Below are 25,693 nucleotides of genomic sequence, written 5' to 3'. Positions count from 1 at the left end.
ACTGGGGCGAGGCCGCTAAGTGCCGTCAGAACCCGGCAATCCCCGCCGCGTGCAGTCGCTCGCGAAGGCTGGTGACTTCCGGTTCCCTGAAAAACGCCCGTAACCGGTGTGCTCGGACAGCGCCGACGCCGGGTTCGGCCTGCCATTGCGTTGCGCTTTTTCTGGCCAGAGTGTCCCAGTCTGCCTCGATGTCGGCCTCGCCGCTGGGTGGCAGGCCGATCGCGCGCAGCCAGGTGGCGAACGAGCGCTCGCGGGCGAGTCGATAACTGGCCATTAGCGCCTCGGCCTCGATCCGGCCGATGCCCGGAACCTGCTGGAGTCGGACAGCGTCCAGATTAAGCCAGCCGAGCAGCCCGGAAAACGCACCGGCATCGACCAATGCCATCCAGGTTCCAGGCCCCAGGCGCGGCAGGTCCAGCCCCTCCTTGCCGCTCAGCCAGACCAGCCGCGCCACGAACTGCTGGTCGCAGCCGGGGCCGGCCTGCCAGCAGCTTTGCCAATGGTAGGCGGCAGCATTGGGTGCTTCGATCTGCTGCCGCTCGCGGGCTCGCCATATCACCGAGTCGAGCTGGGGTGTCGTCATCCCGGCCAAGCGTATCGCGACCTGATCGCCGGGCTGGATGTCCTCGGAGCGCCAGCGCTCCAGCGAGCCGAGACTGACGCGTGTGATGCGGCGGTCGTCGAGCAGGACTGGCTGAAGTTGCAGCAGCGGTGTGATCCTGCCACTTCGGCCTATCGTGAACTGTACGTCCCGCACCTCAGCCAGCGTCGTGCGCAGCGGGTATTTCCAGGCGGCCGCCCAGTGCGGCGGCTGGGCTTGCCAGCGCACGCCGCTCGGACGTTGACCCTGGCGCAGCACCACGCCATCGCTGGCGAAGGGAAGCGGCCGGCGATACCAATGTTCGCGCCAGTGCCTGGCCTGCTGAAAGTCAGCAATCGGCTGAGTCAACTCAACGCTCGCACCGAAGCCAAGGGCGGCGAGACCCTCCAGGCGCGCCTGCATCTGCGCCGGTCCATTGGGCCAGTCCCACACGAACAGGCCGATCTGCGCGGCGGTCTGGGCGTCGAGGGTCTGGCGAGCCATCGCCCCGGCCATCTTGCTGCGTGCGCCGGCACTGCCTGCGTCCGCCTGGATATGGCCATCGAGGCGCCAGTAAAGTTCGCCTTGCAGAATCAGCTCGTCATCGCGTGCCAGGTGTCGAGGAATCGCTGGCAGCTGTAAGGCGCGCGCGGTCCAATCCTGCCCGCGATGGCCGTCGCCGCGGCTGATGGCTTGTACCAGGCGGCCGCTCCGGTAGAGCAGCGTGACCGCGACACCATCGACCTTCGGCTGGACCCACAGGTCTTTGCGCGGCGCGATCCAGGCCTGTACCTCGGCGGTTTCGGTCAGCTTGGCGAGCCCGGTCTGAACAACCGGATGCAGCGCGGGCCCGGCGCTGCCGGCCAGCGGTTGTGTACCGGGCATGGCGGTGCGCGCGAAACATGCCTGCCACTGGTGGAAGCGGTTGCGTACCTGATCGTAGAGTTCATCGTCCACCAGCGACTGGCCGTGCACGTGGTACGCCTCGTCCCAGCGCTGGAGCTGCCGGCCCAGCGCAGTTAGCTCGCGCTCAGCGCGCGCTTCGGGCCAGTCTGGACAACTGGCCTGTACGGCATGTGCCCACAACAGCACGGCGAGTGCGGCCAGACGTGACATGACGGAGCGTCCTTGCTCGGTTGGAATGCGAAGCCCAGCGGCGAGCGCTAGCGCATGTTGAACAGTTCCTGGTGAAAGTCCGCGGCTGCCAGGCCTCGTTCGGTCAGATCATCGCGCAGGTCATTGCCGAAGCCGGCGGGGCCGCAGAACCAGATATCGCGCGTCTTCCAGTCAGGCGTGAGCTGGCGCAGGCGTTCGGGCGTGAGTCGACCATCCTCGCTCGACACCTGCACGTGCAGGCGTATCCGTGCGCGCGCGGCAAGTGCTCGTATCCGCTCGATGAAGGCCTGATCAGGCGCGCTGGTGCAATAGATCAGCACGATATCGCGGCGCTGGTCGTTGTGGGCGAGCGCCTGCAGCCGACCGATGAAGGGGGCAATGCCGATCCCGCCTGCCACCCAGATCTGTCCTGCTTTGCGCCCGCGAAAATCGAAGCAGCCGTACGGGCCTTCGACCATGACCAGATCGCCCTGCTTCAAGGCATCCGGCAGGGTGCGGGTGTAGTCACCGAGGCCCTTGATGGAGAATGCCAGCTTGCCGTCGTTGCGCCAGGCGCTGGAGAGACTGAATGGATGCGGCCCCTCTTGCGCGTCGAAGGTGACGAAGGCGAACTGTCCGGCCTTGTGACCCGGCCACGGACCGTCGAGCATGATCTCGACGCGCAACACCTGGTTGTCGTGGTGGTACGTCAATGCGTCGATACGACCGATCACCTGGCGCTTGCGCCCGATGCGACGCAGCAGCGAGACGCAAGCGGCGACGCTCCCGGCGATCAATAACAGCCCCATCGCGGCGCCGAGAATCGATGGCCACCACTCGGGGGGAAACAGCACGGCCCCATGCACCACGAGCGCCAGATACACCAGGGCCAGCCAGCGGTGCGTGCGGAAGAACCAGCGGTAGGGGAGCCGTTTGATCAGTGCGAGCACGATCAGCACGAGCGCCAGGTAGAACGCCCACTCACCGATATTCTCGGCCAGACCGCGCTGCTCATGCAGCCAGCCAAGCAGGCCGCTCTGTAGCGTGGCGGCGTGCCGCTCCGGTCGTTCCAGCCAGCCATAGCCGACCAGCCATTTGGGAATCTGCGCCCAGCTCCAGTGCAGCACGGACAGTACCAGGGCGGCGACCCCCAGCCATTTGTGCAGCCGATAGCTCTTGTCCAGGCCGCGTAACACGGGCTCCATCCGCACCGGACGGGCCGCCAGGAACACCGCTATGCTCATCGCGGCGATGGCGAGAATGCCGCTGTAGCGAACCATCTCTTTGCGCAGTGGCCAGAAGTCTGAGTAGTTGCTGCTATCGAAGCCGTTCGCCAGCAACCAGACAAGCGTCAGCCCGATGAATAGCGTAAAGAAAGCCAACCTGATCGGTTTCATTGCATTGTCCTGCTTGTGAATCCTGGCCGTTTCGGTGCGAGCATGCGCCTGCGGGATCGGCGGCGGCATGACCGGGGTCAGTTCCTCTACGGTCGCTCATGGTTGATGAGCGCACCAAGCCGTTGCGCTTACAATTGCCTGCCAATCTTTGCGGAGTATCAGTCCCGTGCAACCTGTGATCTCCATCGAACGACTCAGCAAGACCTACGCGTCGGGGCACCCGGCGTTGAAAAACATCGACCTGCAGATTCGCAAGGGCGAGATTTTCGCGCTGCTCGGCCCCAACGGGGCGGGCAAGACCACACTGATCAGCATCATCTGCGGCATCGTCAATCCCGGCGGTGGGCAGGTGCTGGTCGACGGTTACGACATCATCGGTGACTACCGCGAGGCTCGGTCGAAGATCGGCCTGGTGCCGCAGGAACTGTTCAATGAGGGCTTCGAAAGCGTCTGGGCCACGGTACGCTTTTCCCGTGGACTTTTCGGCAAGGCGCCCGATGACGCCTATCTGGAAAAGCTGCTGCGCGATCTTTCGCTCTGGGACAAGAAGAACGCACGGATCATCGAGCTTTCCGGCGGCATGAAGCGTCGCGTGATGATCGCCAAGGCGTTATCCCACGAGCCGAGCATCCTGTTCCTCGACGAACCGACCGCAGGTGTCGACGTCGAGCTGCGCCGCGACATGTGGGAGATGGTGCGGGGCCTGCGCGAGCGCGGCGTCACCATTATCCTCACCACTCACTACATCGAAGAGGCCGAGGAGATGGCCGACCGCATCGGGGTGATCAGCAAAGGCGAGATCATTCTGGTGGAGGACAAGCAGGTGCTGATGCACAAGCTCGGTACCAAGCAATTGACGCTGCATCTGCAACGGCCGTTGGCGACGATTCCGGCCGAGCTTGCCGGCTATCCGCTGGAGCTGGTCGATTCCGGCAACCAGTTGGTGTTCACCTTCGACGCTCAGCATGAGGACACCGGCATCGCCGAGTTGCTCAAGCGCCTCGGCGAGCATGGGATCGATTTCAAGGATCTGCAATCGAGTCAGAGTTCGCTTGAGGAAATCTTTGTCAGCTTGGTAAAAGGCAGCCGCACATGAATGTTCACGCGATCCGCGCCATCTATCTGTTCGAACTGGCGCGCACCTGGCGCACGCTGCTTCAGAGTATCGCCACGCCGGTGATTTCCACTTCGCTGTATTTCGTGGTGTTTGGCTCGGCCATCGGTTCTCGAATGGAGGCCATGCACGGCATTCCTTACGGCGCGTTCATCATTCCCGGCCTGGTGATGATGGCCTTGCTGACCGAGAGCATTTCCAACGCCTCGTTCGGCATTTACATGCCGCGCTACTCCGGCACCATTTATGAGGTGTTGTCGGCCCCGGTGTCGTACATCGAGATCGTTATTGGCTATGTCGGTGCGGCAGCGACCAAATCGATCATCCTCGGCGTCGTGATACTGCTCACCGCACGGCTGTTCGTCGACTACCAGATTGCCCACCCGCTGGTGATGGTGCTGTTCCTGGTGCTGACGGCGGTCACCTTCTGCCTGTTCGGCTTCATCATCGGCATCTGGGCCGATGGATGGGAAAAACTGCAGATCGTCCCTTCGCTGATCGTCATGCCGCTGGCCTTTCTCGGCGGCAGTTTCTATTCCATCGAAATGCTGCCGCCGCTGTGGCAGAAGGTCACGCTGTTCAATCCGGTGGTGTATCTCATCAGCGGTTTCCGCTGGAGCTTCTACGGTGTTGCCGATGTAAATGTCGCGGTCAGCCTGGGCATGACACTGGGTTTCCTGGCCCTCTGCATCGGGCTGATCTGGTGGATATTTCGCACCGGCTATCGGTTGAAGAACTGACGGTTCGCACCCTGCCGCGGCGGGGTGCAAGCTCACAGGCAGATATCGCCGCGGAGCGGTTGCGGCCCGCGCTGCGCTTCGACGAAGCCACCACGCGCCGGTCCAGACGCTGGAGGGTTCAGGCCGCTGCGCGACGAAAAAAAGCCCCGCACAGCGGATGCTGGCGGGGCTTTTCGTGCCGCTTGGCGCGTGCCGCTTCTATTTACAGCCCGGCAGAGGCGCGCAGCGCGGCGGCCTTGTCGGTCTTTTCCCAGGTGAAGGCGGTGAAGGTGTCGCCACCGACCGTCATTTCATACGGATCGCGCCCGAAGTGCCCGTAGGCCGCGGTGGCCTTGTACATCGGGTGCAGCAGGTCGAGCATGGTCGTGATCGCATAAGGACGCAGGTCGAAATGCTCGCGAACCAGGGCGACGATCTTCTCATCGCTCAGCTTGCCAGTGCCGAATGTGTTGATCGATATCGACGTCGGCTGCGCGACGCCGATGGCATAGGACACCTGGATTTCGCAACGCTCTGCGAGGCCCGCGGCGACGATATTCTTCGCCACGTAGCGACCGGCATAGGCCGCCGAGCGGTCGACCTTGGACGGGTCCTTGCCGGAGAAGGCGCCACCGCCGTGGCGGGCCATGCCGCCGTAGGTGTCGACGATGATCTTGCGACCGGTCAGGCCGCAGTCGCCCACCGGGCCACCGATGATGAACTGGCCGGTCGGGTTGATGTGGAACTGGGTGTCCTTGTGCAGCAGTTCGGCCGGAATCACGTGCTTGACGATCAACTCCATCACCGCTTCCTGCAGGTCGGAATGCTTGACCTCGGGGTTGTGCTGGGTCGAAAGCACGATGGCGTCGATGCCAACCACTTTGCCGCCTTCGTAACGGCAGGTGACCTGGCTCTTGGCATCCGGCCGCAGCCACGGCAGCAGGCCGTTCTTGCGGGCCTCGGCCTGGCGCTCGACCAGTGCGTGAGAGAAGCGGATCGGGGCGGGCATCAGCACATCGGTTTCGTTGCTGGCATAGCCGAACATCAGCCCCTGGTCGCCGGCGCCCTGGTCTTCAGGCTTGGTGCGATCGACGCCCTGGGCGATGTCCACCGATTGCTTGCCGATGATGTTGATGATGCCGCAGGTGGCGCCATCGAAGCCGACGTCCGAGCTGTTGTAACCGATGTCGATAATGACGTCGCGTACCAGTTGCTCGAGATCGACCCAGGCGCTGGTGGTGACTTCGCCGGCGACGATCGCAACGCCGGTTTTGACCAGCGTTTCACAGGCCACGCGGGCATGCTTGTCTTCGGCGATGATGGCGTCCAGCACCGCATCGGAGATCTGATCGGCGATCTTGTCCGGGTGCCCTTCGGACACGGACTCGGAGGTGAAAATCGAATATTCGCTCATCTATCGGTTCCTAATTACCGGTGGGTGAGTCGGCTGTCAGTGGCGGGCCGGGAAAAGTACCGGGCCTGGATCTGAAAACCGTTCTTCAAGCCAATGTAGAGGCTCTCGCCGGGCGTGAGCCCCGCGGCATCGGCCCAACGGGCCAGATCGTCCTGTTCGAAGCCCAACCATAGATCGCCGCAGGCCTCCCTGGCCCAACTCTGGTTGTGGCTGCACAGCTCGGTGAGCAGCAGGCTGCCGCCCGCCTTGACCAGCCGCGCCAGTTGCTTCATCGCCTCACCCGGCGCCGCCAGGTGATGCAGAACCATGTTCAATACGACGCAGTCGGCTGTCGGACATTCGTCCTGCAATGCATCGGCGAGTTTCAGCTCGACATTGCCCAGCGCCGCGTGTTCGCAGCGGGTGCGTGCCAATTCGAGCATCGCCGGGCTGTTATCGACGGCCACCACCCGCGCGAACCGATGTGCCAGTTCGGGCAAAAAACTGCCGTCCCCGGGGCCGACTTCGAGCGCCGTCGCGGTGGGCGCGAAGTTCAGCGCGTCGAGCAGCGCGATCAGGCTATCGCGGTATTGCGGCAATCCCGCGATCAAGTCCTGACGCGCCTGAAAGCTGCCGGCGATGCGCGCAAAAAAGTCCTCGCTGGCCGCGCTGCGCTGTGCGTGCACCGCCGCGATTCGCGCCTGGACATCGAGCGGCAGGATCAACTGGTCGACTTCTTCCAGCAAGGCGGCATGCAGCCGGCCACCGAGGGTTTCGCTCTGCGGCAGCGCGCGGCGGTAGAAGATCGCGTTGCCCTCGCGACGCGTCGCCAGCAGCCCCGCCTGGGTCATGACTTTCAGATGATGGCTGATGCCGGACTGGCCGATGGCGAAAATGTGCGCCAGTTCGAGCACACCGAACGAATCGCTGGCCAGCGCGCGCAACACATTCAGACGCAGCGCATCGCCGCCGGCCTTGCACAGGGCGGCGAGCTGATCGCTGTCATCGAAGGAAATCTGGGGAATGCGCAGGCTCATAGGCCGCGCAGTCTAGTCGGTCGTTTTTCGTCCAGCAATGGCTGTATCAAAAAGTTTTGATATTGGGTGCGGCGTGATCAGTTCACCAGGCTGGTAATCCCCATGCCGCACGACACCAGCCCGAGGGCCAGCAGGAAAAAGCTCGGCAGCAGGTCGAGTACCTGCTGCAAGCGCCCCTGACTGGACAGGTGGCGCGACACCAGGCTGTAGGTAATCAGAATCGACACGTCGACCAGCGCCCAGATCGCAATCAGAGCCGCTGCCTGGGGCGCAAAGGGTTGAGCGGGAAGAATGAAGCCCGGCAGGAAGGCGAGAAAGAACAGGATGTCCTTGGGGTTCGACAAGCCGACCGCCATGGCGCGCCAGAAATAGTGGACGTGCGAGCGTGGCAGTTGCGGCTGGTTCTCGTTGCCCCCGCACAACCCATCCGCGCCGAGCCAGATCAGATAGAGGCCACCCACCACCTGGCCCCATTCCAGTATGACCGGCTCCAGATCGAGCGCGAGGTAGATCATGACCAGTGCGGCGACCAGCAGGATCTGGGCCGACAGCACGCCGCCGAGGATGGTCCAGGCAGGCCAGCTGCGGCGCGCATCGGCGATGACCAGCGCGACGACCGGTCCTGGGGAGGCGATCAGCAGGGCGACGGCGGCGGCGAAGGCGAGGTAGGTGGCGTTCATAGTTCGGTCACCAGTTCGAAGATGCGCGACTGTTTACCCAGCTTTTCCGTGTAGAACCGAAGGTTGCAAGTGGCGAAGGTGCGTTGCATCCAGCGGTCGCTGCCATCGAAGCTGGCGGTGAAGGGACTGCGGGCATGCGCGGTGCGGCGGTTGTCGATGATCAGCAGGTCGCCACGACCGAGGCGCACCGGCTCGACGACTTCCCAGGCAATGCTGCGCAGGGTTTCGATCGAGCGCTGGGCGCGGTCGCTGTAGCCGACCATGAATTGCGGGTCGAAGCGAAAAAAAGGCGCATCGGGATCGCCATACAGGACCGTCTGGTGCTTGTTGATATCGATGCGCTGGTTCTTCTCGGTCGTGCCGTAATCGGAGAAGAAGTTGTACGGTTCGTTGAGGAAGAACGCCTGCTGTTCGTAGCTCAGGCGCTCGAGGATGCGATCGACGCAGGCGATGTAGGTGACGGCTTCTGCCGCCGGGTCCTGACGCAGGCAAAGCAGCAGGAGATAGTCCGGCTGGATCGCGTGGAAGGCGTTCTCGGTATGCAGGTCCAGCTCGGTGTCGAAACTGTCGGAGGTGGCGGCGCGTGATTGCGTCTGCTGCGGAAAGAAGTTGTTGACGATGCAGCCGCCCGACTCTTGCACGTAGCCGATCGGCTCGCCAAGCAGGGCGGTGGCCTGCAGCAGCAACCGTTCGCTGCGGTCGTCCGGCTTGCAAAGGTCGGCACGCGAGGCGGGCGTCGGCGGGATATTACCGATCTCGCTGTCTTCCAGCAGCAGGAACCCTTTTGAATTGCCGAACAGCTTGAAGTCGAGGATTTGCGCAATCTGGTCCTGGCTCAGGCCACCATGGCTGATGCTGGCGGACAGAAGTAGGTCAAAGTTGCGATCGGACATGTCATCCTTCCCTGCGGTTATACGAGGCGAATGCCTTTCTTGTGAGTCGATGCCATCGCACTGTTGGCCCGGTTGCTGGCGCAGTATTGGTGCGGTTCGGGAGGGTTCAAAATGGAAAATAGGTCCATCTGCAATGAGTTTTACTCATGGCGGAGCGCGACGGCATGACGTTGCGGATACCGCCGTTGTATGCCTTGCGCGCGTTCGAGGTGGCGGCGCGATTCGGATCGTTCACGCAGGCGGCCGAGAGCCTGTGCATCACACAGAGCGCGGTCAGCCGGCACGTGAAAACGCTGGAGGAGAACCTTGGCTGTCAGCTGTTCGAACGGCGCGGTTCTCGCCTGGCACTGACCGACACGGGGCGGATGCTGGCCCAGGAGCTCAAGGTTGGTTTTCGGACCATCGAAAACGCCTGCATCGCGGTCAACCGACAGCAGGACGCACTCCGGCTGAAGGCCCCTTCGACGCTGACCATGCGTTGGTTGCTCGGGGCTCTGGAGGACTTCCGGCTGACCCATCCGCAGCATCGCGTGCAGCTCACCAGCGCCTGGATGGATCTTGACGCGGTCGATTTCCATAACGAGCCCTTCGACTGTGCAATCCTGCTTGGGCATGGGGGATTTCCGGCCGACTGGAACCGCGTGAAACTGTTCGATGAATGGCTGGTGCCCGTGTGCGCGCCTGACGTTCTCGGCAGCACGCGCTGGACGGCTGCCCAGTTGGCGGCTGCCGAGCTGATCCATCCCTCGCGCGATTGCCGCGACTGGAGGCGCTGGTTGCAGCGGGTAGGGCTGATCGATGCCGTCGCGTGGCAGCGGGGCAAGTTGTTCGACACGCTGGAGCTGGGAATCTCCGCCGCGGCGCAGGGGCATGGCGTGTCCATCGGCGATCTCGCACTGGTCGCCGCCGAGTTGCACAAGGGCGCGCTGGCGTTGCCGTTCGATCAGGCGGTGCGTTCAGGCGACAGTTATTACCTAGTGTGGCCTGCGACCGGCGAAACCCCCGAGAGCTTGACGCGCATGAAGGACTACCTGCTGCAGCATTTGCCGGACGTCGGCAACCGTGGCGTCACGCTGCTTGACTGAGCGGACTCGCCAGCAGCGGGGCGCACGATATTCAGTCATTGCCCCGCCACCCCCGGTAGGGGAAAATGGCCGCCTTTTTCCAGTACACCCCCGCAGGAGATTCAGCGATGCCCAGCCGTCGTGAGCGAGCCAATGCCATCCGCGCCCTCAGCATGGATGCCGTGCAGAAAGCCAACAGCGGCCACCCGGGTGCCCCGATGGGCATGGCGGACATCGCCGAAGTCCTCTGGCGTGACCACCTCAAGCACAGCCCGACCAACCCGCAATGGGCGGACCGTGACCGTTTCGTGCTGTCCAACGGTCACGGCTCGATGCTGATCTATTCGCTGCTGCACCTGACCGGCTATGACCTGTCCATCGATGATCTGAAGAATTTCCGCCAGCTGCACAGCAAGACCCCGGGCCATCCCGAGTTCGGCTACACCGCAGGCGTCGAGACCACCACCGGGCCGCTCGGCCAAGGGCTGGCCAATGCCGTGGGCTTCGCCCTGGCGGAAAAAATCATGGCCGCGCAGTTCAACCGCCCCGGCCATGAGATCGTCGATCACAACACCTATGTGTTCATGGGCGACGGCTGCCTGATGGAAGGTATTTCGCACGAGGTCTGCTCGCTGGCTGGCACCCTCGGCTTGAACAAGCTGATCGGTTTCTACGACGACAACGGCATCTCCATCGACGGCGAAGTCCATGGCTGGTTCACCGACGACACGCCGCGCCGCTTCGAAGCCTACGGCTGGCAAGTGATCCGCAACGTCGACGGCCATGACGCCGACGAGATCCAGATGGCGCTCGAAACGGCCCGCAAGAGCGACCGCCCGACGCTGATCTGCTGCAAGACCATCATCGGGTTCGGCGCACCGAACAAGCAGGGCAAGGAAGAGTCCCACGGTGCTGCGCTCGGCGACGCGGAAATCGCCCTGACCCGTGAAGCACTGGGCTGGAAGCACGGCCCGTTCGAAATTCCCGCCGATATCTATGCCGAATGGGACGCCAAGGAGAAGGGCGCCGAAGCCGAGAACCAGTGGAACCAGCGTTTCGCCGCCTACCAGGCCGAATTCCCGGGGCTGGCCAGTGAGTTCACACGCCGCATGGCCGGTGAGTTGCCGGCAGATTTCGCCGAAAAAGCGTCGGCATTCATCCGCGAAGTCGCGCAGAAGGGCGAGACCATCGCCAGCCGCAAGGCCAGCCAGAACTGCCTGAATGCCTTTGGCCCGCTGCTGCCGGAACTGCTTGGCGGCTCGGCAGACCTGGCCGGCTCCAACCTGACGCTCTGGAAGGGTTGCAAGCCGGTGGTGGCCGAGGACGCCTCGGGCAACTACATGTATTACGGCGTCCGCGAGTTCGGCATGGCCGCGATCATGAACGGTGTCGCCTTGCACGGTGGCCTGATTCCCTACGGCGCGACCTTCCTGATGTTCATGGAATACGCACGTAACGCGGTGCGCATGTCAGCATTGATGAAGCAGCGCGTGCTCTATGTCTTCACGCATGATTCCATCGGCCTCGGCGAAGACGGCCCGACCCACCAGCCGGTCGAGCAGCTGACCAGCCTTCGCACCACGCCGAACCTGGACACCTGGCGCCCGGCCGATACCGTGGAGTCTGCGGTGGCCTGGAAGCACGCGCTCGAGCGCAAGGACGGTCCGAGCGCGCTGATCTTCTCGCGTCAGAACCTGCCGTATCATCTTCGGGACGACGAGACCGAAGCGGCCATCAGCAAGGGTGGCTACATCCTCAAGAGTTGCGTCGGCGAGCCTGAACTGATCCTGATCGCCACCGGTTCGGAGGTTGGGCTGGCGGTGCAGGCGTATGACAGGCTCACCGCCCAGGGGCACAACGTTCGCGTCGTCTCCATGCCGTGCACCAGCGTCTTCGATGCGCAGGACGCCGCCTGGAAGCAGCACGTGCTGCCGGTCGAAGTCGGCGCGCGTATCGCCATCGAGGCGGGTCACGCCGACTACTGGTACAAGTACGTCGGGCTCGACGGTCGCATCATCGGCATGACCACCTACGGTGAGTCGGCTCCGGCCGGCCAACTGTTCGAGGCGTTCGGCTTCACCGTCGATAACGTGCTTGCGGTGGCCGAAGAGCTGCTGGAAGACTGATAAGCAAGCTGCAAGCCTGATGCGGGACGCCTGGTGTAGATGCTGCCCGGCTCAGGTTTGAGGGATCACAGCAGCTGAAAGGGCTCGGGACTGGAGTGGCGGCGGCACGGACCATTTCCAGCTTTCCGCTTCCCTTCCAGCTCGCCCAAGACGAGCCGCGAATGTCCCGAACTCTTCCATACCGCGTCGCCCTGAACGGATACGGCCGCATCGGTCGCTGTGTGCTGCGTGCCTTTCATGAACGCAATGCGGCATTCGATTTCGAGGTCGTGGCACTCAACGACCTGGCCGACATGGCCAGTCTGGAATACCTCACCCGCTTCGACTCCACTCATGGCCGCTTCCCCGGAGAGGTCAGCGCCGAAGGCAGCTGTCTGCACCTCAACGGTCACTGCGTGAACGTGCTGCGCCAGTCGGCGCCCGAAGCGGTCGACTGGCGCGCCCTGGGCGTGGACCTGGTGCTGGAATGTTCCGGCGCCTACAACACGCGCGCCGGTGGACAGCGCTTCCTCGATGCCGGTGTGCCGCGCGTGCTGTTTTCACAGCCCATGAGTGGCGCCACCGATGTCGACGCGACGGTGGTGATGGGTATCAATCATCAGCAGTTGACCGGCACCGAGCGCCTGGTCTCGAACGCCTCGTGCACCACCAATTGCGGCGTGCCGCTGCTCAAGCTGCTCAACGACGCCATCGGGCTCGACTACGTCTCGATCACCACGATTCACTCGGCGATGAACGACCAGCCGGTGATCGACGCCTATCACCACGACGACTTGCGTCGTACGCGTTCGGCCTTCCAGTCAGTGATTCCTGTCTCGACCGGCCTCGCTCGCGGTATCGAGCGGCTGTTGCCGGAACTCTCGGGGCGGATTCAGGCCAAAGCCGTGCGGGTGCCGACGGTGAACGTGTCCTGCCTGGATATCACCCTGCAGATGGCCCGTGATACCGACGCACAGACGATCAACCATATCCTGCGGGACGCCGCGCAATCCGGTCCGTTGAAAGGCCTGCTCGCGTACACCGAGCTGCCCCATGCCAGTTGCGACTTCAATCACGACCCGCATTCGGCGATCGTCGATGGCAGCCTGACGCGTGCTTCCGGCCCGCGGCTGGTTAACCTGCTGGCCTGGTTCGACAACGAATGGGGGTTCGCCAACCGCATGCTCGAGGTGGCCGAACATTATCTGCGCGTCGCCCACCGCGCGTAGCCAGCTGTGCCTCGCTGGCTTCGACTCGACAACATCGCCGTTCTTGAAATTTAAGGAAGATCACATGACCGTTTTGAAGATGACCGACCTCGACCTCCAGGGTAAGCGCGTGCTGATCCGCGAGGACCTCAACGTGCCGGTGAAGGATGGCGCTGTGAAAAGCGATGCACGCATCCTGGCCTCGCTGCCCACCATCAGGCTGGCGCTGGAAAAGGGCGCGGCGGTGCTGGTCTGCTCGCACCTCGGCCGTCCGGAAGAGGGCGTCTACAGCGAGCAAGACAGCCTCAAACCGGTCGCTGACTATCTGAGCAAGGCGCTCGGTCGCGAGGTGCCGCTGGTCAAGGACTACCTGGAGGGCGTGCAGGTGAGCGCCGGTGAGGTGGTACTGCTGGAAAACGTGCGCTTCAACGACGGCGAGAAAAAGAACGCCGATGCGTTGGCGCACAAATACGCCGCGCTGTGCGACGTCTTCGTCATGGACGCCTTCGGCACGGCTCACCGCGCCCAGGGTTCGACCCACGGCGTAGCCAAGTTCGCCAAGGTTGCCTGCGCCGGTCCGCTGCTGGCTGCCGAGCTGGACGCACTGGGCAAGGCGCTGAAGAGCCCGGCCAAGCCGATGGCGGCGATTGTCGCGGGTTCCAAGGTGTCCACCAAGCTGGATGTGCTCAACAGCCTGAGCACGGTCTGCGATCAGTTGATCGTTGGCGGCGGCATCGCCAATACCTTCCTCGCCGCCGCCGGTTTGCCGGTGGGCAAGTCCCTGTACGAAGCCGATCTGGTCGACACTGCCAAGGCCATCGCCGCCAAGGTCAGCGTCCCGTTGCCGGTCGATGTGGTCGTTGCCAAGGCGTTCGCCGAGGATGCCGAAGCCACGGTCAAGGCTGTCGCCGATGTGTCGGACGACGACATGATCCTGGACATCGGCCCGCAGACCGCAGCTAATTTTGCCGAGCTGCTGAAATCCTCGAAGACCATCCTCTGGAACGGCCCGGTCGGCGTGTTCGAGTTCGACCAGTTTGGCGAGGGTACCAAGGTGCTGGCCAGGGCCATCGCTGAGAGCCCTGCATTCTCCATCGCCGGTGGTGGCGACACTCTGGCGGCAATCGACAAATACGGCGTCGGTGAGCAGATTTCCTATATCTCCACTGGCGGCGGTGCGTTCCTCGAATTCGTCGAGGGCAAGGTACTGCCTGCCGTCGAGATCCTCGAGCAGCGCGCGAAGGGATAAGGGCGCACCGGAACTGCTCCGCTGGGTGTAACAAGCGCAACGGTAAAGGCAACCCCTGGCGTTTGGTGCTGTCTCTGTTCTGTCCCAATCAGGAACGGAGACTCACCATGCGTTATGCCGCTATCGCTGTTTGCTGCCTCGGATTGGCCGGTTGCGCCGGAGATGCGCCGGACTCGGCCTGCGAAGTGTTCATGCCTGCGCCAGTGGAAAGCCCGACGGCACAGAACGACCAGCGCGTGCAGATGCAGAGCACTGGCGACCCCACCCTGGGTACCGCTGCAGATGCTCGGGATTGCCCTTGAATACGATGCAGCCAGGCAGGGAGAAATGATGAGAGGCCTGTTCATTGCGTTTGCCGCACTGTTGCTTGGCGGCTGCGGTCACTGGCAGTCCGGCCCCGACGCGCCGTTCGTGCGTTGGAAATGCCAGAGCCAGGACAATATCGCCTGGCGCTACGCCGATGCTGGCAAGCAGGCAGTGGAGCTGAAGATCGGCAACAGCGAGCAGGTTCATACGCTGCGCAAGGAACCTGCCACCCATGGTGCTTTCTATAGCGATGGCGTTGTGGCTTTCCACGACCGAGGCAACGAGGCGCTGGTCTTCAGGCTCGCCGACGACACGCTGCTGGCCCATGGCTGCAGCGCTTCGCTGATTATCCTTTGAGCGCCCACGGCCGACGCCTTGCATGAGGCGAATGCGCGGCGTTTCGCCAGAGTTTGATGGCTTTTGGCGCGTCCGCCACTACAATGCCGCGCCTATAGCGCGGTGCTTGAATACCGCCGGCCCCTGCGGCAGGCTTTACACGATCAATCGACCCTGACCGGGAGAAAGGAAAACATGGCACTCATCAGCATGCGCCAGATGCTCGACCACGCCGCCGAATTCGGCTATGGCGTGCCGGCCTTCAACGTGAACAACCTCGAGCAGATGCGAGCCATCATGGAAGCGGCCGACAAGACCGACTCCCCGGTGATCGTTCAGGCTTCGGCCGGTGCCCGAAAATATGCTGGCGCACCCTTCCTGCGTCATCTGATTCTCGCGGCCATCGAAGAATTCCCGCACATCCCGGTGGTCATGCACCAGGATCACGGCACCAGCCCGGACATCTGCCAACGCTCGATCCAGTTGGGCTTCAGCTCGGTGATGATGGACGGCTCGCTGCGTGAAGACGGCAAGACGCCGTCCGATTACGAATACAACGTCCGCGTGACCCAGCAGACCGTCGCCTTCGCCCATGCCTGTGGTGTGTCGGTGGAAGGTGAGCTGGGTTGCCTGGGCAGCCTGGAAACCGGCATGGCCGGTGAAGAAGACGGCGTCGGTGCCGAAGGGACGCTGGATCACAGCCAACTGCTGACCGATCCGGAAGAGGCGGCCGACTTCGTTGCCAAGACCAAGGTCGACGCCCTGGCAATTGCCATCGGTACCAGCCACGGCGCATACAAGTTCACCAAGCCGCCGACCGGCGACACCTTGTCGATCCAGCGCATCAAGGAAATCCACCAGCGGATTCCCGATACCCACCTGGTGATGCACGGTTCCTCTTCGGTCCCGCAAGAGTGGCTGAAAATCATCAATGAGTACGGCGGCGACATCAAGGAAACCTACGGTGTGCCGGTCGAGGAAATCGTCGAGGGCATCAAGTACGGCGTGCGCAAGGTGAACATCGACACCGATTTGCGTCTGGCGTCCACTGGCGCGATTCGCGAATTCATGGCGAAGAACCCCAGCGAGTTCGACCCGCGCAAGTACCTGGCCAAGACCGTGACGGCCATGCGCGACATCTGCATCGCCCGCTACGAGGCCTTCGGCACTGCCGGCAATGCCTCGAAGATCAAGCCGATCTCACTGGAAGGTATGTTCGAGCGCTACGCCCGCGGCGAGCTGGACCCCAAGGTCAACTGAGCCGCTGCTGCAAACCACGAGCCCGCCCTGTGCGGGCTCGTTGCGTTATGGGGTGTCGACCATGGGCGAGGCAAGGCTGAACCTCAGGTGAGCAGTTGTTGAATCTGGCTGCGTAGCGTATCCAGCGAAAAGGGCTTGGCGATGATTGGTGCTGACTGGGTGATGGGGCTGCCGGACTCGAGAATCTCGATCGGATAGCCGCTGATGAAGATGACCTTGAGTTCCGGACGCAGCCGGAGCGCCGGTTCGGCGATCATCACACCGGAAACACCGCCCGGCAGCCTGAAATCGGTGACCAGCAGGTCCAGCTGGGGCTTGGTTGCCAGTATCTCGAAAGCCTGAGTGGCATCCGACGCTTCCAGGACCTTGTAGCCTTCGTCGGCCAGATAATCGGACAGCAGGCAAAGGATATGGGGTTCGTCCTCGACCAGCAGGACGACTTTGGATGGTGTTTGGCTCATCGGAGCGATTCTCGACGTTTTTCGGTGAACGTAGTGCGTCAGAGCGCTAATTAATCCTGCTCGGGACGAACACGTTGGAGCGTCTCGGCATTACGCAAGTTCAGGCGCGGGCAGTCATTCGGCAAGCTTTCGTGGGCGCAACCGCGATTGGCCGGCCCTTCGCAAGCCGGCCCTGCACGGTTAGGCTCAACCACTGTACCTTGGGAGGCCCCTCATGAATGACGAAAACGTCCGTGCCATCGCCGATCGCACCCTGGATGACTACCGCGCCAACGCCGAGGCTTTTCGCGAGGGCACCCGCGACCATGACGTCAGCCAGAATATCGATGCCCTGCTGCGGCATATCGGCGGCGAGCCACCGTTTCGCATCCTCGACCTAGGATGTGGTCCCGGGCGGGACCTCAAGGCGTTCACGGCGCGTGGTCATGCCCCCGTCGGGCTGGACGGGGCCGAACCCTTCGTGCGGATGGCGCGGGCCGATACCGGTTGCCCGGTGCTGCACCAGAACCTTCTGGAACTGGATCTGCCGGCCGAATCCTTCGATGGGATTTTCGCCAACGCGGTGCTGTTCCACGTTCCCAGCCGCGAAATAAGGGGTGTGCTGCTGAAGCTGCATGCGGCGCTTCGCCGTGAGGGCGTACTGTTCAGCTCCAACCCGCGCGGCAACAACCAGGAAGGTTGGAGCGGGCCACGTTATGGCGCCTGGTATGACTGGCCGACCTGGAAGGGGTTACTGGAATCGGCCGGTTTCATCGAACTGGAACACTTTTACCGACCGACAGGTCTGCCCCGCGAACAGCAGCCCTGGCTCGCCAGCGTCTGGCGCAAGGCTTGAAGCGCGGACATCGAAAGCCACGGGTTTGTTCACCCGGTAAAGCAGAATGCATGCCGCGAAAACGTAGCTTCATGCGTTTTGCATGGGCTCAAAACGCTATTATGTGACGCAAGTCACTGAATTTAGAGTTGTTATTTATCTGCTGCGGTTGGCACGAACGCTGCTCTAGCTATGGGTGCTGGACCATAACCGGAGTACACAATAATGATCGCCGCTGAAATTCTCGCTGCCGCGTTTCCCGAATTCGAAGTACTGACCAACCCTCGTCCGGATGGCGGGCTGCTACTGACGCTGCGCAACAATGATCGGGATGTCATCAAACGCGCCCTTTCCAAGGGACAGACCCAGACCCAGATCCAACTGGAATGGGTAATCAGCTCGATACGCCGCGACCTGGCACTCGAGGCTGGCATGTCGCCGGCCATCGCCCGGTTGCAGAGCCAGAGCCGCACCGGACTGCCCACCTACGAGTACGCCTGAGCCAAGCGACCGGTCCGTCATGGCGGGCCGGTCAGCTGCACAAACGGCTGTGCATGGCACAGCCGAATCGACCGGGCCGAAGAGCCTGGGACTTCGAAAGTCCTGATAGCGATGAGGAAGCCGCATGAACGCCATTGACCTGTTGATCGACGATCACGAAAAAGTGAAGGACATCCTGACGCGCCTGAGCGAAAGCACCGAGCGTGCCGTCAAGACCCGCGCCGAGCTGCTGCAGAAGCTGGAAATGGAGATCACCATTCACACCCAGCTCGAGGAGCAGATCCTGTATCCCGCTTATAAGGAAGCCGGCGGCAAGGAAGAACTGAAGATGTACCACGAGGCGAAGGAGGAGCACCGCGCAGTGGATTCCCTCGTGCTGCCCGACCTCAAGGTTACCGACCCGTCGACCGTCGAGTTTTCCGGGCGCGTCAAGGTGTGCAAGGAACTGCTCGAACATCACATCGAGGAGGAAGAGTCCGAGATGTTTCCCAAGGCTCGTGAGTTGTTCGGTCAGAGCCGGCTGGAAGAAATGGGCGAGCAGATGACCGAGCTGAGAAACCGCCTCAAGAAAGAGTTCAGCGCCAGCCAGGCTGCATGAACGCCGGGGCCGGGGCTGCCCCCGGCCCGCTCGAATTCGTCTTGCTTGAGCTGATCTGGACGCGGCGTCAGCGGTCGATCGAGCCGTCCGCTTCGCGCCATTGCCGGAACGCAGGCAACACCGTTGGCACGCTCACATTGGCGGGCCAAGGCACTCTTGGGCGTTGCAGGGGTCAATTCTTTGGATATTGATGATTCAAGAAGTCGCCGGCTCACTGCCGGCTCACTCTGAAGGAGGTGAACCCTATGCGTCTTGCTTACTTATCTGCCCCTATTCTGGGCCTGCTGCTGGTCGGTTGTGGCCCGGACGAAGAACCCGAGCGCGACGAGATGCCGCCGCAACCAACCACTGAGCAGCCCGCCACACCGCCGGCCACCACGCCACCGGCGGATACCGGAACGGGTGCCGGTACGGGCGCAGGCCCAGGCACCACTGGCACGGGCACCGGAGCCGGTGCCGAAACCGGTACAGGCACCGGAATGGGCACAGGCCCCAGCGGTGACATGAACACGGCGCCAGCGGACAACGGCAGCGGCATGGGCACCGAGTCGGGCGCCGGAACCGCGCCCAACAGCACCGGCACCGGGACGGGCGCCTCGCAGTAAACGGTCCATCCATCGGACGTCTCGCCGCCTGGCGAGACGTCGCTTTTGCAGGAGATTGCGTATGAAATTCAAGCGCACTGCCGTAGCCGCGGTACTGCCGCTTTCGCTGATGCTCGCCGCCTGTTCGCCAGACGATGAGCCCTCGGCGATGGACAACAACAGCGAAAACCAACAGGAATACCAGAACACCGCAACCGACCCGGCCGGCCCGCGCGAAAGTTCGCCGCCGTCGAACCTGTCCAACGAGTGATCCGCTGAACGACGTGGCCGACGCCCCGCGGCCTGAGCCTCGGGGGCTTGCGCTACACGTATTGCGCTGCGGCGTAGGCGGACGCCCAGGCCCACTGGAAATTGAACCCTCCCAGGTGACCGGTGACATCCAGCACCTCGCCCACGAAGTACAGGCCGGGCGCCTTGTGCGATTCCATGGTCTTGGAAGACACCTCCCGGGTATCGACACCGCCTAGCGTGACTTCCGCGGTGCGATAGCCTTCGGTCCCCGCTGGAACCAGTTGCCAACTGCCAAGCTTTTGCGCCACCTCGTCGATCTCGCCTGGGCTGTACTGTTTCAGCGGCTTGGAGGCGAACCAGTGATCGGCAAGCAAGCCCGCCATCTTGCGCGTGAACAGCTCGCCCAGGAGCGTCTTCAGCTCGGTGTTGGGCCGTTCGCGTCGCTGTTCATCCAGCCACTGGCCCAGGTCCAGATGGGGCAGCAGGTTGATTTCGACGGTATCGCCCGGTTGCCAGTAGGAGGACACCTGGAGGATCGCAGGGCCGGAAAGGCCGCGATGGGTGAACAGGATGTTTTCGCGGAAGCTCTGTCCGTTGCAGCTGACCAGACAGTCCTGCACCGAGGTGCCCGACAGCGCTTCGCATATGCTCTTGAGTTGCGGCTCGGTAATGGTGAACGGCACAAGGCCCGCGCAGGTTGGCAGCACGCGATGGCCGAACTGCCGCGCAACCTGATAGCCGAAGCCACTGGCACCGAGTGTCGGGATCGATAGACCGCCGGTGGCGATGACCAGCGACTGGCAGACCAGTTCGCCGGCGCTGCTCTGCAACAGATAGCCATCGGCGGATTGTTCGATGGACTGCACGGCGGTATTCAGCCGCATATCGACCCCCGCCCGCTGGCACTCGTCGAGCAGCATGTCGAGGATGTCGCTGGCCTTGTTGTCGCAGAACAGTTGTCCCAGTTTCTTCTCGTGATAGGGCACACCGTGACGGCTGACCATATCGATGAAATCCCATTGGGTATAACGGGCCAGGGCGGATTTGCAGAAATGCGGATTGGCGGAGAGAAAGTTGGCCGGCTCCGTGTACATATTGGTGAAGTTACAGCGACCGCCGCCCGACATGAGGATCTTTTTGCCGGCTTTGTTGGCATGATCGAGCAGCAGCACCCGGCGCCCCCGTGCCGCCGCCGTGAAGGCGCACATGAGCCCTGCCGCACCGGCACCGATCACCACTACATCCGTCTGCAACACCGCTCACCTCGGTCAGGCTTCAAACGCGTCATGGTACCCCGCCGGGTGGGCGCATGCAGGGCTGTTAAGCGATAGCCTTGCGAAAAAACGGCCCGGTTCGTGCTTCGTAAATCGGGCGTTTGGCCATCATTCGGCGCGGGAAAGATGCATGTGACAGGGATACGGATTGTACTTTTGCTGGCGGCGCTTGGAGCAGGCTCGGCCCATGGCGAGGCGCTGCGCCTGGCAGGCAATGTCTGGCCGCCCTATACGGACCAGCGCCTGCCGGGCGGCGGATTGTCCGTGGAGCTTATCCGTACCGCGCTTGGGCGAGCCGGTTATCAGGTCGATTTCATCGAGGTACCTTGGGAGCGTGCGCTGCTGGGGCTCCAGCAAGGCAGCTACGACATGGCCAACGCCTGGCCCACTTCGCGTCGGCTAGGCTACGCCGTGTATTCCCGTCCCTTCCTGAGCAATCGTGTGCGCTGGATACAGCGGCGCGACGACGATGTCGTCTCTCGGGGCCTGGACAGCCTCGTCAATTATCGCCTCGGTCTGGTTCGCGGTTACGCCTACGGCGAGGCGCTGGCGGGCGATCCTCGGTTGAACAAGGGCTACGCCGCCAATTTCGTCCAGGCGGCCAAGATGCTCAGCGCGGGGCGTATCGACCTGACGCTTGAGGATGAGCGCACGGCGCTGTTTCACATGCGCAGAGAACTCAAGCCCTTGCAGGACGCCTATCGGTTCGTGCCGGGAGAGTTTCGCGTGCTGGACCTTGCACTGATAGTACGTGCCGATCATCCGCATCAGGGCGAGATCATTGCTGCTTTCAACCGGCAGATCGAAGCGATGCTGGCCGATGGCAGCTATGCCGACGTGTTCCATCGTCATGGTTTGCCGGCGCCGACGTCATTGCCTCGGTAACGACTCGAGGGGGCCTGGCGGATCAGATGGCTGGCCATGCTGCGCAATGGCGCCAGCTGTCGGCAGATCAGCCCTAGCTGGGTCTGCAACAGCCGGTGCGCATCGTCCAGCTCGTCAGAGGCATGCTCGAGTTGCTGCGCGAGGGCTTCCTCGTCTTCGCTGTATACCGCCACGGGCTGGTTGTTGCGCAGGGCCGTTGCCAGTTCATCGAGCCCACTTGCCAGCCGCTGGGCGGCGCGCTCCAGCAACTCATCACGGGCGTCATCGGGCAGGCTCTCGCGATGCGCGCCCAGTCCCGACAGGTAATTGAGCAGGGTATGGGACAGGATCAGGAAGCGAAAGCCGGTCTCGGCATCCTTCCGAAAATGACCGGGCTCCAACAGCATGTTCGACAGCGTCGTCGACAGCGCCGCGTCGGCGTTGTGGGCGTTGCGTCGGGCCAACCGGTAGGCCAGATCGTCGCGTTTGCCGCTTTCATACTGGCGCATGATCTGCCGAAGGTAATCCGCGCTGCGGCTGAGGGTATTGGCGACCACCTGGTTGAGGCGACGGCCCTGCCAGTCCGGCAGGATCAGGAAGACCGCGGCCGCGGCGATCAGGCTACCCAACACGGTATCGACCAGGCGCGGCCAGATCAGGCCGTAACCGTCGCCGACCTGATTGAAGCAGAACAGCACCAGCAGCGTGATCGCGGCCGTCGCCAGCGTGTAACGGCTGCTGCGCGTGGCGAAGAACACGACCCCGGCCACCACGGCGAAAAGCGCCTGGACCTGTTGGCTTGGGAACAGATCGAACAGCGCCCAGCCGACCACCAGTCCCAGCATGGTGCCGGTTACCCGCTGCACCAGCTTGATTCGCGTCGCGCCGTAGTTGGGCTGGCAAACGAACACGGTGGTCAGCAACACCCAATAGCCTTGCTCCGGATGGATGGCGTGCAGCACCGCGTAGCCGCAGACGAGTGCCAGGCTCATCCGCAGGGCGTGGCGGAACAACAGTGAGGTCGGCGTCAGTTGCAGGCGAATGCGGGCGAAGGCATCGCCGATCGACTGAGGATCGCGGTCCAGCAGGCTGCTGTCCTGCTCACCTTCCAGCGCATCGGGATTGCTGGCGCTGGCGAGCTGGCGCTGCATCGTCGAAAGGTTTCCCGACAAGGCGCGCAGCGAGCGTAACAACCCGCGCCACGCCGGGTTGCTCCGCATGCGCAGATGCTCCAGCGATGATTCCAGGTCGGCCTGTGCTTGTGCGTTGGCTTCGCTGTAGCGAAAGGGCTGGCGCAGCTGAACGGCTTGGGCCAGCTCGGCGCAGGCCACTCCCTGCAAGCGCAGCAGTCGCCCACAGCGAAACAGCACGTCACTGTGAAAGAAGGCCTCGGCCAGCGCCTGATACGGGTAGTGCGAAGAGCTGACGCGCTCGTGCAGATCCTGTGCAAGGAAGTAGAGCTTGAGGTAGTGGCTGATTTTCACCCCAGGACGCCCGTTGCCGAGACGGTGCAGCAGCGTTTCCTTGGTGGCGTTCAGGGCGCTGACGACACGTCCGTTCTGCTGTGCCAGTTGCAGCCGGCGCTCCTCGACATCCAGCTGTCGCACCGGCTCGAACAGCGATGCCTTGAGTTTGAAGTACTGCCCCAGCTCCCGGTACAGCCTGGCCAGGCTCTGCTGCACCGGTTGATGTGAAAACAGCGCATTCCAGAGTACCGAAAGCACGCCGTACCAAGTTGCTCCAGCCAGCAGCAGCACAGGGTCGCGCCACGGATGAAGGGCCTCACCGCCCCGCTGATCGGCGGCGATCATGCTGTAGATCGACAATATCAGCGTGGCCTGCGCGATGGTCGCGTAGCGCTCGCCGAGGGCGCCGAGCATGATCAGGCCGAAGGCGGCGGCTGCCATGCCGAGGGTGAAAAGCCAGGGGTAGGGGAACAACAACTGCACCGAGACCGCCGCGATGCTGAAGCACAGCAGCGTCACCAGCAGGGCCGAGAGCCGGCCGAGCCAGCTGTCGTCAGTCTCCGCCAGCGCGCTTGCAATCACACCGAGAAACAGCGGGATCGCCATCGTGGGTCGGCCGAGGTACCAACTGACGCCCATGCTGCCCGCCAGCGCGATCAATACGCGCAGGCTGTAGCCGAATTTCTCCAGGGCCCATAGGCGGCGCAGGGAATGGCTGAGCGATGGTGAGGGCATAGGGCAATCAGACCTGGCGGTAGAAGCTGTTTGGACGCCCGAGGCATCCGGGCGTCACGTCACGGTTCGGGCTGCAAAGCTTATACCGTCCTTTCGTCCCGTATCACCGGAACGCCATCGCATGGTCATCGTTGCGCCTTAATCGTCTGGCTTCATTCATGCGCGCATCCCCATCCCGATAAAAGAGGACAACGCATGAACCGTGAACATGATGCCAGCCGCCGCAATCTGCTCAAGGGCAGTGCCATCGCCGCCGTGGTCGCTACCACGCCTTTTCTCGGCACGCTACAAGCCTTCGCCGCACGCAACGCGCAGGGCCGCGGTGCCGGCCTGGTCCGCAGCAGCTACGGCCCGCTGCGCCCTGTAAAGGACCTGAGCACGGGGCTGGAACTGCTGCAACTGCCCGACGGCTTCCAGTACAAGAGCTTTTCCTGGACGGGCGACCTGATGGAGAACGGCCAGCCAGTCCCCACCTCCCATGACGGCATGGGCGTCATCGAGGTGCGTCGTGGCCCGCATGGCCCGGAGATCGTGCTGGTGCGTAACCATGAAGCCAGCACCGGCAAGCTGATCGACGCGACGGGCATCTACGACAGCGTCACCCTGGCCAACGGTCAGCGCCCAGCCGGCGGTACCACTAACCTGTACGTTTCGCGGGGCATCGAGCAGCCGGTTCGCACCCTGCCCAGTCTTGGTGGTACGCGCACCAACTGCGCCGGCGGCGTAACGCCCTGGGGCACCTGGTTGTCATGCGAAGAAACGACCGAGGATTACCGCAGCGCCGGTGGTCGCGCCCACGGCTATGTATTCGAAGTGACCGCCGATCCGGCGCTGACCACCGGTGAACCGATCATCCAGATGGGCCGCTTCGCCCACGAGGCGGTGGCGGTGGACCCGCGCAACAGTTATGTCTACCTGACCGAAGACGCCCGTAACCGCGCCGGCTACTACCGCTACATCCCCACCGACGCCAGCCAACAGCCTGGCTCGCTCGCGGCGGGCGGCATTCTGCAGGCGGCGCGTGTGCGCAATCGCGCGCTGATCGACCTGCATGCGCCGAAGCAGGGCGACAGCTATCTGCTCGAATGGGTCGAGGTGGCCAACCCCGACCTCGATCCGCAAGCCGAGGGCAGCGGGCCTTACGCCCAGGCGCGCCGGGCCGGCGGGTTGAGCATGAGTCGCGGCGAAGGTATCTGGTACAGCGAAGGCAAGCTGTTTATCGTCGACACCAGCGCCGGTACCGACGCTCAGGGCCGTCCAGGCTATGGCCGCGGCGCGGTGTGGATGCACGACCTGGCCAGCGACCAGCTGACCTGCCTGTTCGCCTCCACCGATGCCGAAATCGCCAACAACCCGGACAACATCACCGTCAGTCCGCGGGGTGGCCTGTTGCTGTGCGAGGACGGTGGCGGCGTGCAGGATGCGTACGGCTTCGGCGAGCGCCTGTTGGGTCTGACGATGACGGGTGAGCCCTACATCTTCGCCAAGAACAACGTGGTGTTCGATGACGTTCAGGCCGCGGCGGCTGGCAAGAACGTGTCCGGCGGCGATTACCGCAACCGTGAATTCTGCGGCGCCTGTTTCGACCCGACCGGGCACTTCCTGTTCGTCAACATCCAGACGCCGGGCATCACCTTCGCCATCTGGGGCCCTTGGGCGCGTGGATCGCTGTAGCAGCGAAGCAAGGAGTCCAGGCGCAAGAGCGTCC

25 protein-coding genes are annotated in these 25,693 nt (G+C 63.1%); 16 read left to right on the top strand and 9 right to left on the bottom strand.

From position 1 onward, the window contains the following. Positions 1 to 25 precede the first annotated feature (25 nt). Both ligB and GQA94_RS01340 read right to left on the bottom strand, forming a co-directional pair. On the bottom strand, positions 26 to 1,696 hold the full coding sequence (gene ligB / locus GQA94_RS01345) for an NAD-dependent DNA ligase LigB (protein WP_158186372.1): 1,671 nt from the start codon (positions 1,694 to 1,696) through the stop codon (positions 26 to 28). Between the two features lie 47 nt (positions 1,697 to 1,743). Further along, a complete protein-coding gene (locus GQA94_RS01340) occupies positions 1,744 to 3,072 on the bottom strand; it encodes a ferredoxin reductase family protein (protein WP_158186371.1) in 1,329 nt (442 codons plus the stop codon). Between the two features lie 166 nt (positions 3,073 to 3,238). On the opposite strand from GQA94_RS01340, the gene GQA94_RS01335 reads away from it, so the two are divergent. Continuing rightward, positions 3,239 to 4,168 (top strand): ABC transporter ATP-binding protein, encoded by a 930-nt coding sequence (locus GQA94_RS01335; RefSeq protein WP_158186370.1) that lies wholly within the window; start codon positions 3,239 to 3,241, stop codon positions 4,166 to 4,168. Continuing rightward, positions 4,165 to 4,926 (top strand): ABC transporter permease, encoded by a 762-nt coding sequence (locus GQA94_RS01330; RefSeq protein ID WP_158186369.1) that lies wholly within the window; start codon positions 4,165 to 4,167, stop codon positions 4,924 to 4,926. The genes GQA94_RS01335 and GQA94_RS01330 overlap by 4 nt, the downstream gene beginning before the upstream one ends. Positions 4,927 to 5,128: 202 nt before the next feature. On the opposite strand, the gene metK is transcribed toward GQA94_RS01330, so the two are convergent. The 4 genes from metK to GQA94_RS01310 form a co-directional block, all read right to left on the bottom strand. Continuing rightward, positions 5,129 to 6,319 carry a methionine adenosyltransferase gene (gene metK, locus GQA94_RS01325; RefSeq protein ID WP_158186368.1) on the bottom strand — a complete coding sequence of 397 codons (1,191 nt, stop codon included), beginning with the start codon at positions 6,317 to 6,319 and terminating at the stop codon, positions 5,129 to 5,131. 14 nt (positions 6,320 to 6,333) lie between these two features. Then, positions 6,334 to 7,335 (bottom strand): ArsR/SmtB family transcription factor, encoded by a 1,002-nt coding sequence (locus GQA94_RS01320; protein ID WP_158186367.1) that lies wholly within the window; start codon positions 7,333 to 7,335, stop codon positions 6,334 to 6,336. Between the two features lie 77 nt (positions 7,336 to 7,412). Beyond that, positions 7,413 to 8,015, bottom strand: coding sequence for a LysE family translocator (locus tag GQA94_RS01315; protein ID WP_158186366.1), 603 nt, complete (start codon positions 8,013 to 8,015; stop codon positions 7,413 to 7,415). Next, the gene (locus tag GQA94_RS01310) at positions 8,012 to 8,908 is read right to left on the bottom strand and encodes a TauD/TfdA family dioxygenase (protein ID WP_158186365.1); all 897 of its coding nucleotides are present in this window, start codon (positions 8,906 to 8,908) and stop codon (positions 8,012 to 8,014) included. The genes GQA94_RS01315 and GQA94_RS01310 overlap by 4 nt, the downstream gene beginning before the upstream one ends. A 164-nt stretch (positions 8,909 to 9,072) precedes the next feature. Between GQA94_RS01310 and GQA94_RS01305 the strand changes: the two genes are divergently transcribed. From GQA94_RS01305 to fba, 7 genes are all read left to right on the top strand, one after another. Continuing rightward, positions 9,073 to 9,993, top strand: coding sequence for a LysR substrate-binding domain-containing protein (locus GQA94_RS01305; RefSeq protein WP_158189997.1), 921 nt, complete (start codon positions 9,073 to 9,075; stop codon positions 9,991 to 9,993). Between the two features lie 107 nt (positions 9,994 to 10,100). Beyond that, entirely contained in the window at positions 10,101 to 12,098 is a 1,998-nt protein-coding gene (tkt, locus tag GQA94_RS01300; RefSeq protein WP_158186364.1) for a transketolase, read from the top strand. Positions 12,099 to 12,259: 161 nt separating this feature from the next. Next, positions 12,260 to 13,306 carry an erythrose-4-phosphate dehydrogenase gene (epd, locus tag GQA94_RS01295; RefSeq protein ID WP_158186363.1) on the top strand — a complete coding sequence of 349 codons (1,047 nt, stop codon included), beginning with the start codon at positions 12,260 to 12,262 and terminating at the stop codon, positions 13,304 to 13,306. Between the two features lie 64 nt (positions 13,307 to 13,370). After that, positions 13,371 to 14,534 carry a phosphoglycerate kinase gene (locus tag GQA94_RS01290; RefSeq protein ID WP_158186362.1) on the top strand — a complete coding sequence of 388 codons (1,164 nt, stop codon included), beginning with the start codon at positions 13,371 to 13,373 and terminating at the stop codon, positions 14,532 to 14,534. A gap of 107 nt (positions 14,535 to 14,641) precedes the next feature. Continuing rightward, positions 14,642 to 14,836 carry a hypothetical protein gene (locus GQA94_RS01285; protein ID WP_158186361.1) on the top strand — a complete coding sequence of 65 codons (195 nt, stop codon included), beginning with the start codon at positions 14,642 to 14,644 and terminating at the stop codon, positions 14,834 to 14,836. Positions 14,837 to 14,864: 28 nt separating this feature from the next. Then, complete coding sequence (locus GQA94_RS01280) at positions 14,865 to 15,197, top strand: MliC family protein (RefSeq protein WP_233270206.1); 333 nt, start codon at positions 14,865 to 14,867, stop codon at positions 15,195 to 15,197. Positions 15,198 to 15,371: 174 nt separating this feature from the next. Next, entirely contained in the window at positions 15,372 to 16,436 is a 1,065-nt protein-coding gene (gene fba / locus GQA94_RS01275) for a class II fructose-bisphosphate aldolase (protein WP_045163956.1), read from the top strand. An 83-nt stretch (positions 16,437 to 16,519) separates the two neighbouring features. Here the strand turns inward: fba and GQA94_RS01270 are convergent, their stop codons facing one another. Next, a complete protein-coding gene (locus GQA94_RS01270; protein ID WP_158186359.1) occupies positions 16,520 to 16,897 on the bottom strand; it encodes a response regulator in 378 nt (125 codons plus the stop codon). Between the two features lie 214 nt (positions 16,898 to 17,111). On the opposite strand from GQA94_RS01270, the gene GQA94_RS01265 reads away from it, so the two are divergent. The 5 genes from GQA94_RS01265 to GQA94_RS01245 all read left to right on the top strand — a co-directional run bounded on the left by GQA94_RS01265 (position 17,112) and on the right by GQA94_RS01245 (position 19,665). Next, positions 17,112 to 17,732, top strand: coding sequence for a class I SAM-dependent methyltransferase (locus GQA94_RS01265; protein ID WP_158186358.1), 621 nt, complete (start codon positions 17,112 to 17,114; stop codon positions 17,730 to 17,732). A 204-nt stretch (positions 17,733 to 17,936) separates the two neighbouring features. Beyond that, positions 17,937 to 18,212: a DUF3509 domain-containing protein gene (locus GQA94_RS01260; protein WP_158186357.1), complete on the top strand. Its 276-nt coding sequence runs from the start codon at positions 17,937 to 17,939 to the stop codon at positions 18,210 to 18,212. Positions 18,213 to 18,336: 124 nt separating this feature from the next. After that, a complete protein-coding gene (locus GQA94_RS01255; RefSeq protein ID WP_158186356.1) occupies positions 18,337 to 18,810 on the top strand; it encodes a hemerythrin domain-containing protein in 474 nt (157 codons plus the stop codon). Between the two features lie 245 nt (positions 18,811 to 19,055). Beyond that, entirely contained in the window at positions 19,056 to 19,415 is a 360-nt protein-coding gene (locus GQA94_RS01250) for a hypothetical protein (RefSeq protein WP_158186355.1), read from the top strand. A gap of 61 nt (positions 19,416 to 19,476) precedes the next feature. Beyond that, positions 19,477 to 19,665, top strand: coding sequence for a hypothetical protein (locus tag GQA94_RS01245; RefSeq protein ID WP_158186354.1), 189 nt, complete (start codon positions 19,477 to 19,479; stop codon positions 19,663 to 19,665). A gap of 52 nt (positions 19,666 to 19,717) precedes the next feature. Here GQA94_RS01245 and GQA94_RS01240 read toward each other — a convergent pair whose 3' ends face one another. Next, complete coding sequence (locus GQA94_RS01240) at positions 19,718 to 20,902, bottom strand: NAD(P)/FAD-dependent oxidoreductase (protein WP_158186353.1); 1,185 nt, start codon at positions 20,900 to 20,902, stop codon at positions 19,718 to 19,720. A 174-nt stretch (positions 20,903 to 21,076) separates the two neighbouring features. On the opposite strand from GQA94_RS01240, the gene GQA94_RS01235 reads away from it, so the two are divergent. Further along, positions 21,077 to 21,805 carry a substrate-binding periplasmic protein gene (locus GQA94_RS01235; RefSeq protein ID WP_233270205.1) on the top strand — a complete coding sequence of 243 codons (729 nt, stop codon included), beginning with the start codon at positions 21,077 to 21,079 and terminating at the stop codon, positions 21,803 to 21,805. On the opposite strand, the gene yccS is transcribed toward GQA94_RS01235, so the two are convergent. Next, a complete protein-coding gene (gene yccS, locus GQA94_RS01230) occupies positions 21,769 to 23,985 on the bottom strand; it encodes a YccS family putative transporter (RefSeq protein ID WP_158186351.1) in 2,217 nt (738 codons plus the stop codon). The two genes, GQA94_RS01235 and yccS, sit on opposite strands and share 37 nt — an antisense overlap. A 195-nt stretch (positions 23,986 to 24,180) precedes the next feature. On the opposite strand from yccS, the gene GQA94_RS01225 reads away from it, so the two are divergent. Next, positions 24,181 to 25,659: a PhoX family protein gene (locus GQA94_RS01225; protein ID WP_158186350.1), complete on the top strand. Its 1,479-nt coding sequence runs from the start codon at positions 24,181 to 24,183 to the stop codon at positions 25,657 to 25,659. Positions 25,660 to 25,693: the final 34 nt, after the last annotated feature.

Source organism: Stutzerimonas stutzeri, assembly GCF_009789555.1.
Classification (GTDB): domain Bacteria; phylum Pseudomonadota; class Gammaproteobacteria; order Pseudomonadales; family Pseudomonadaceae; genus Stutzerimonas; species Stutzerimonas stutzeri_R.
This window is presented reverse-complemented; position numbering and strand designations above follow the sequence as displayed.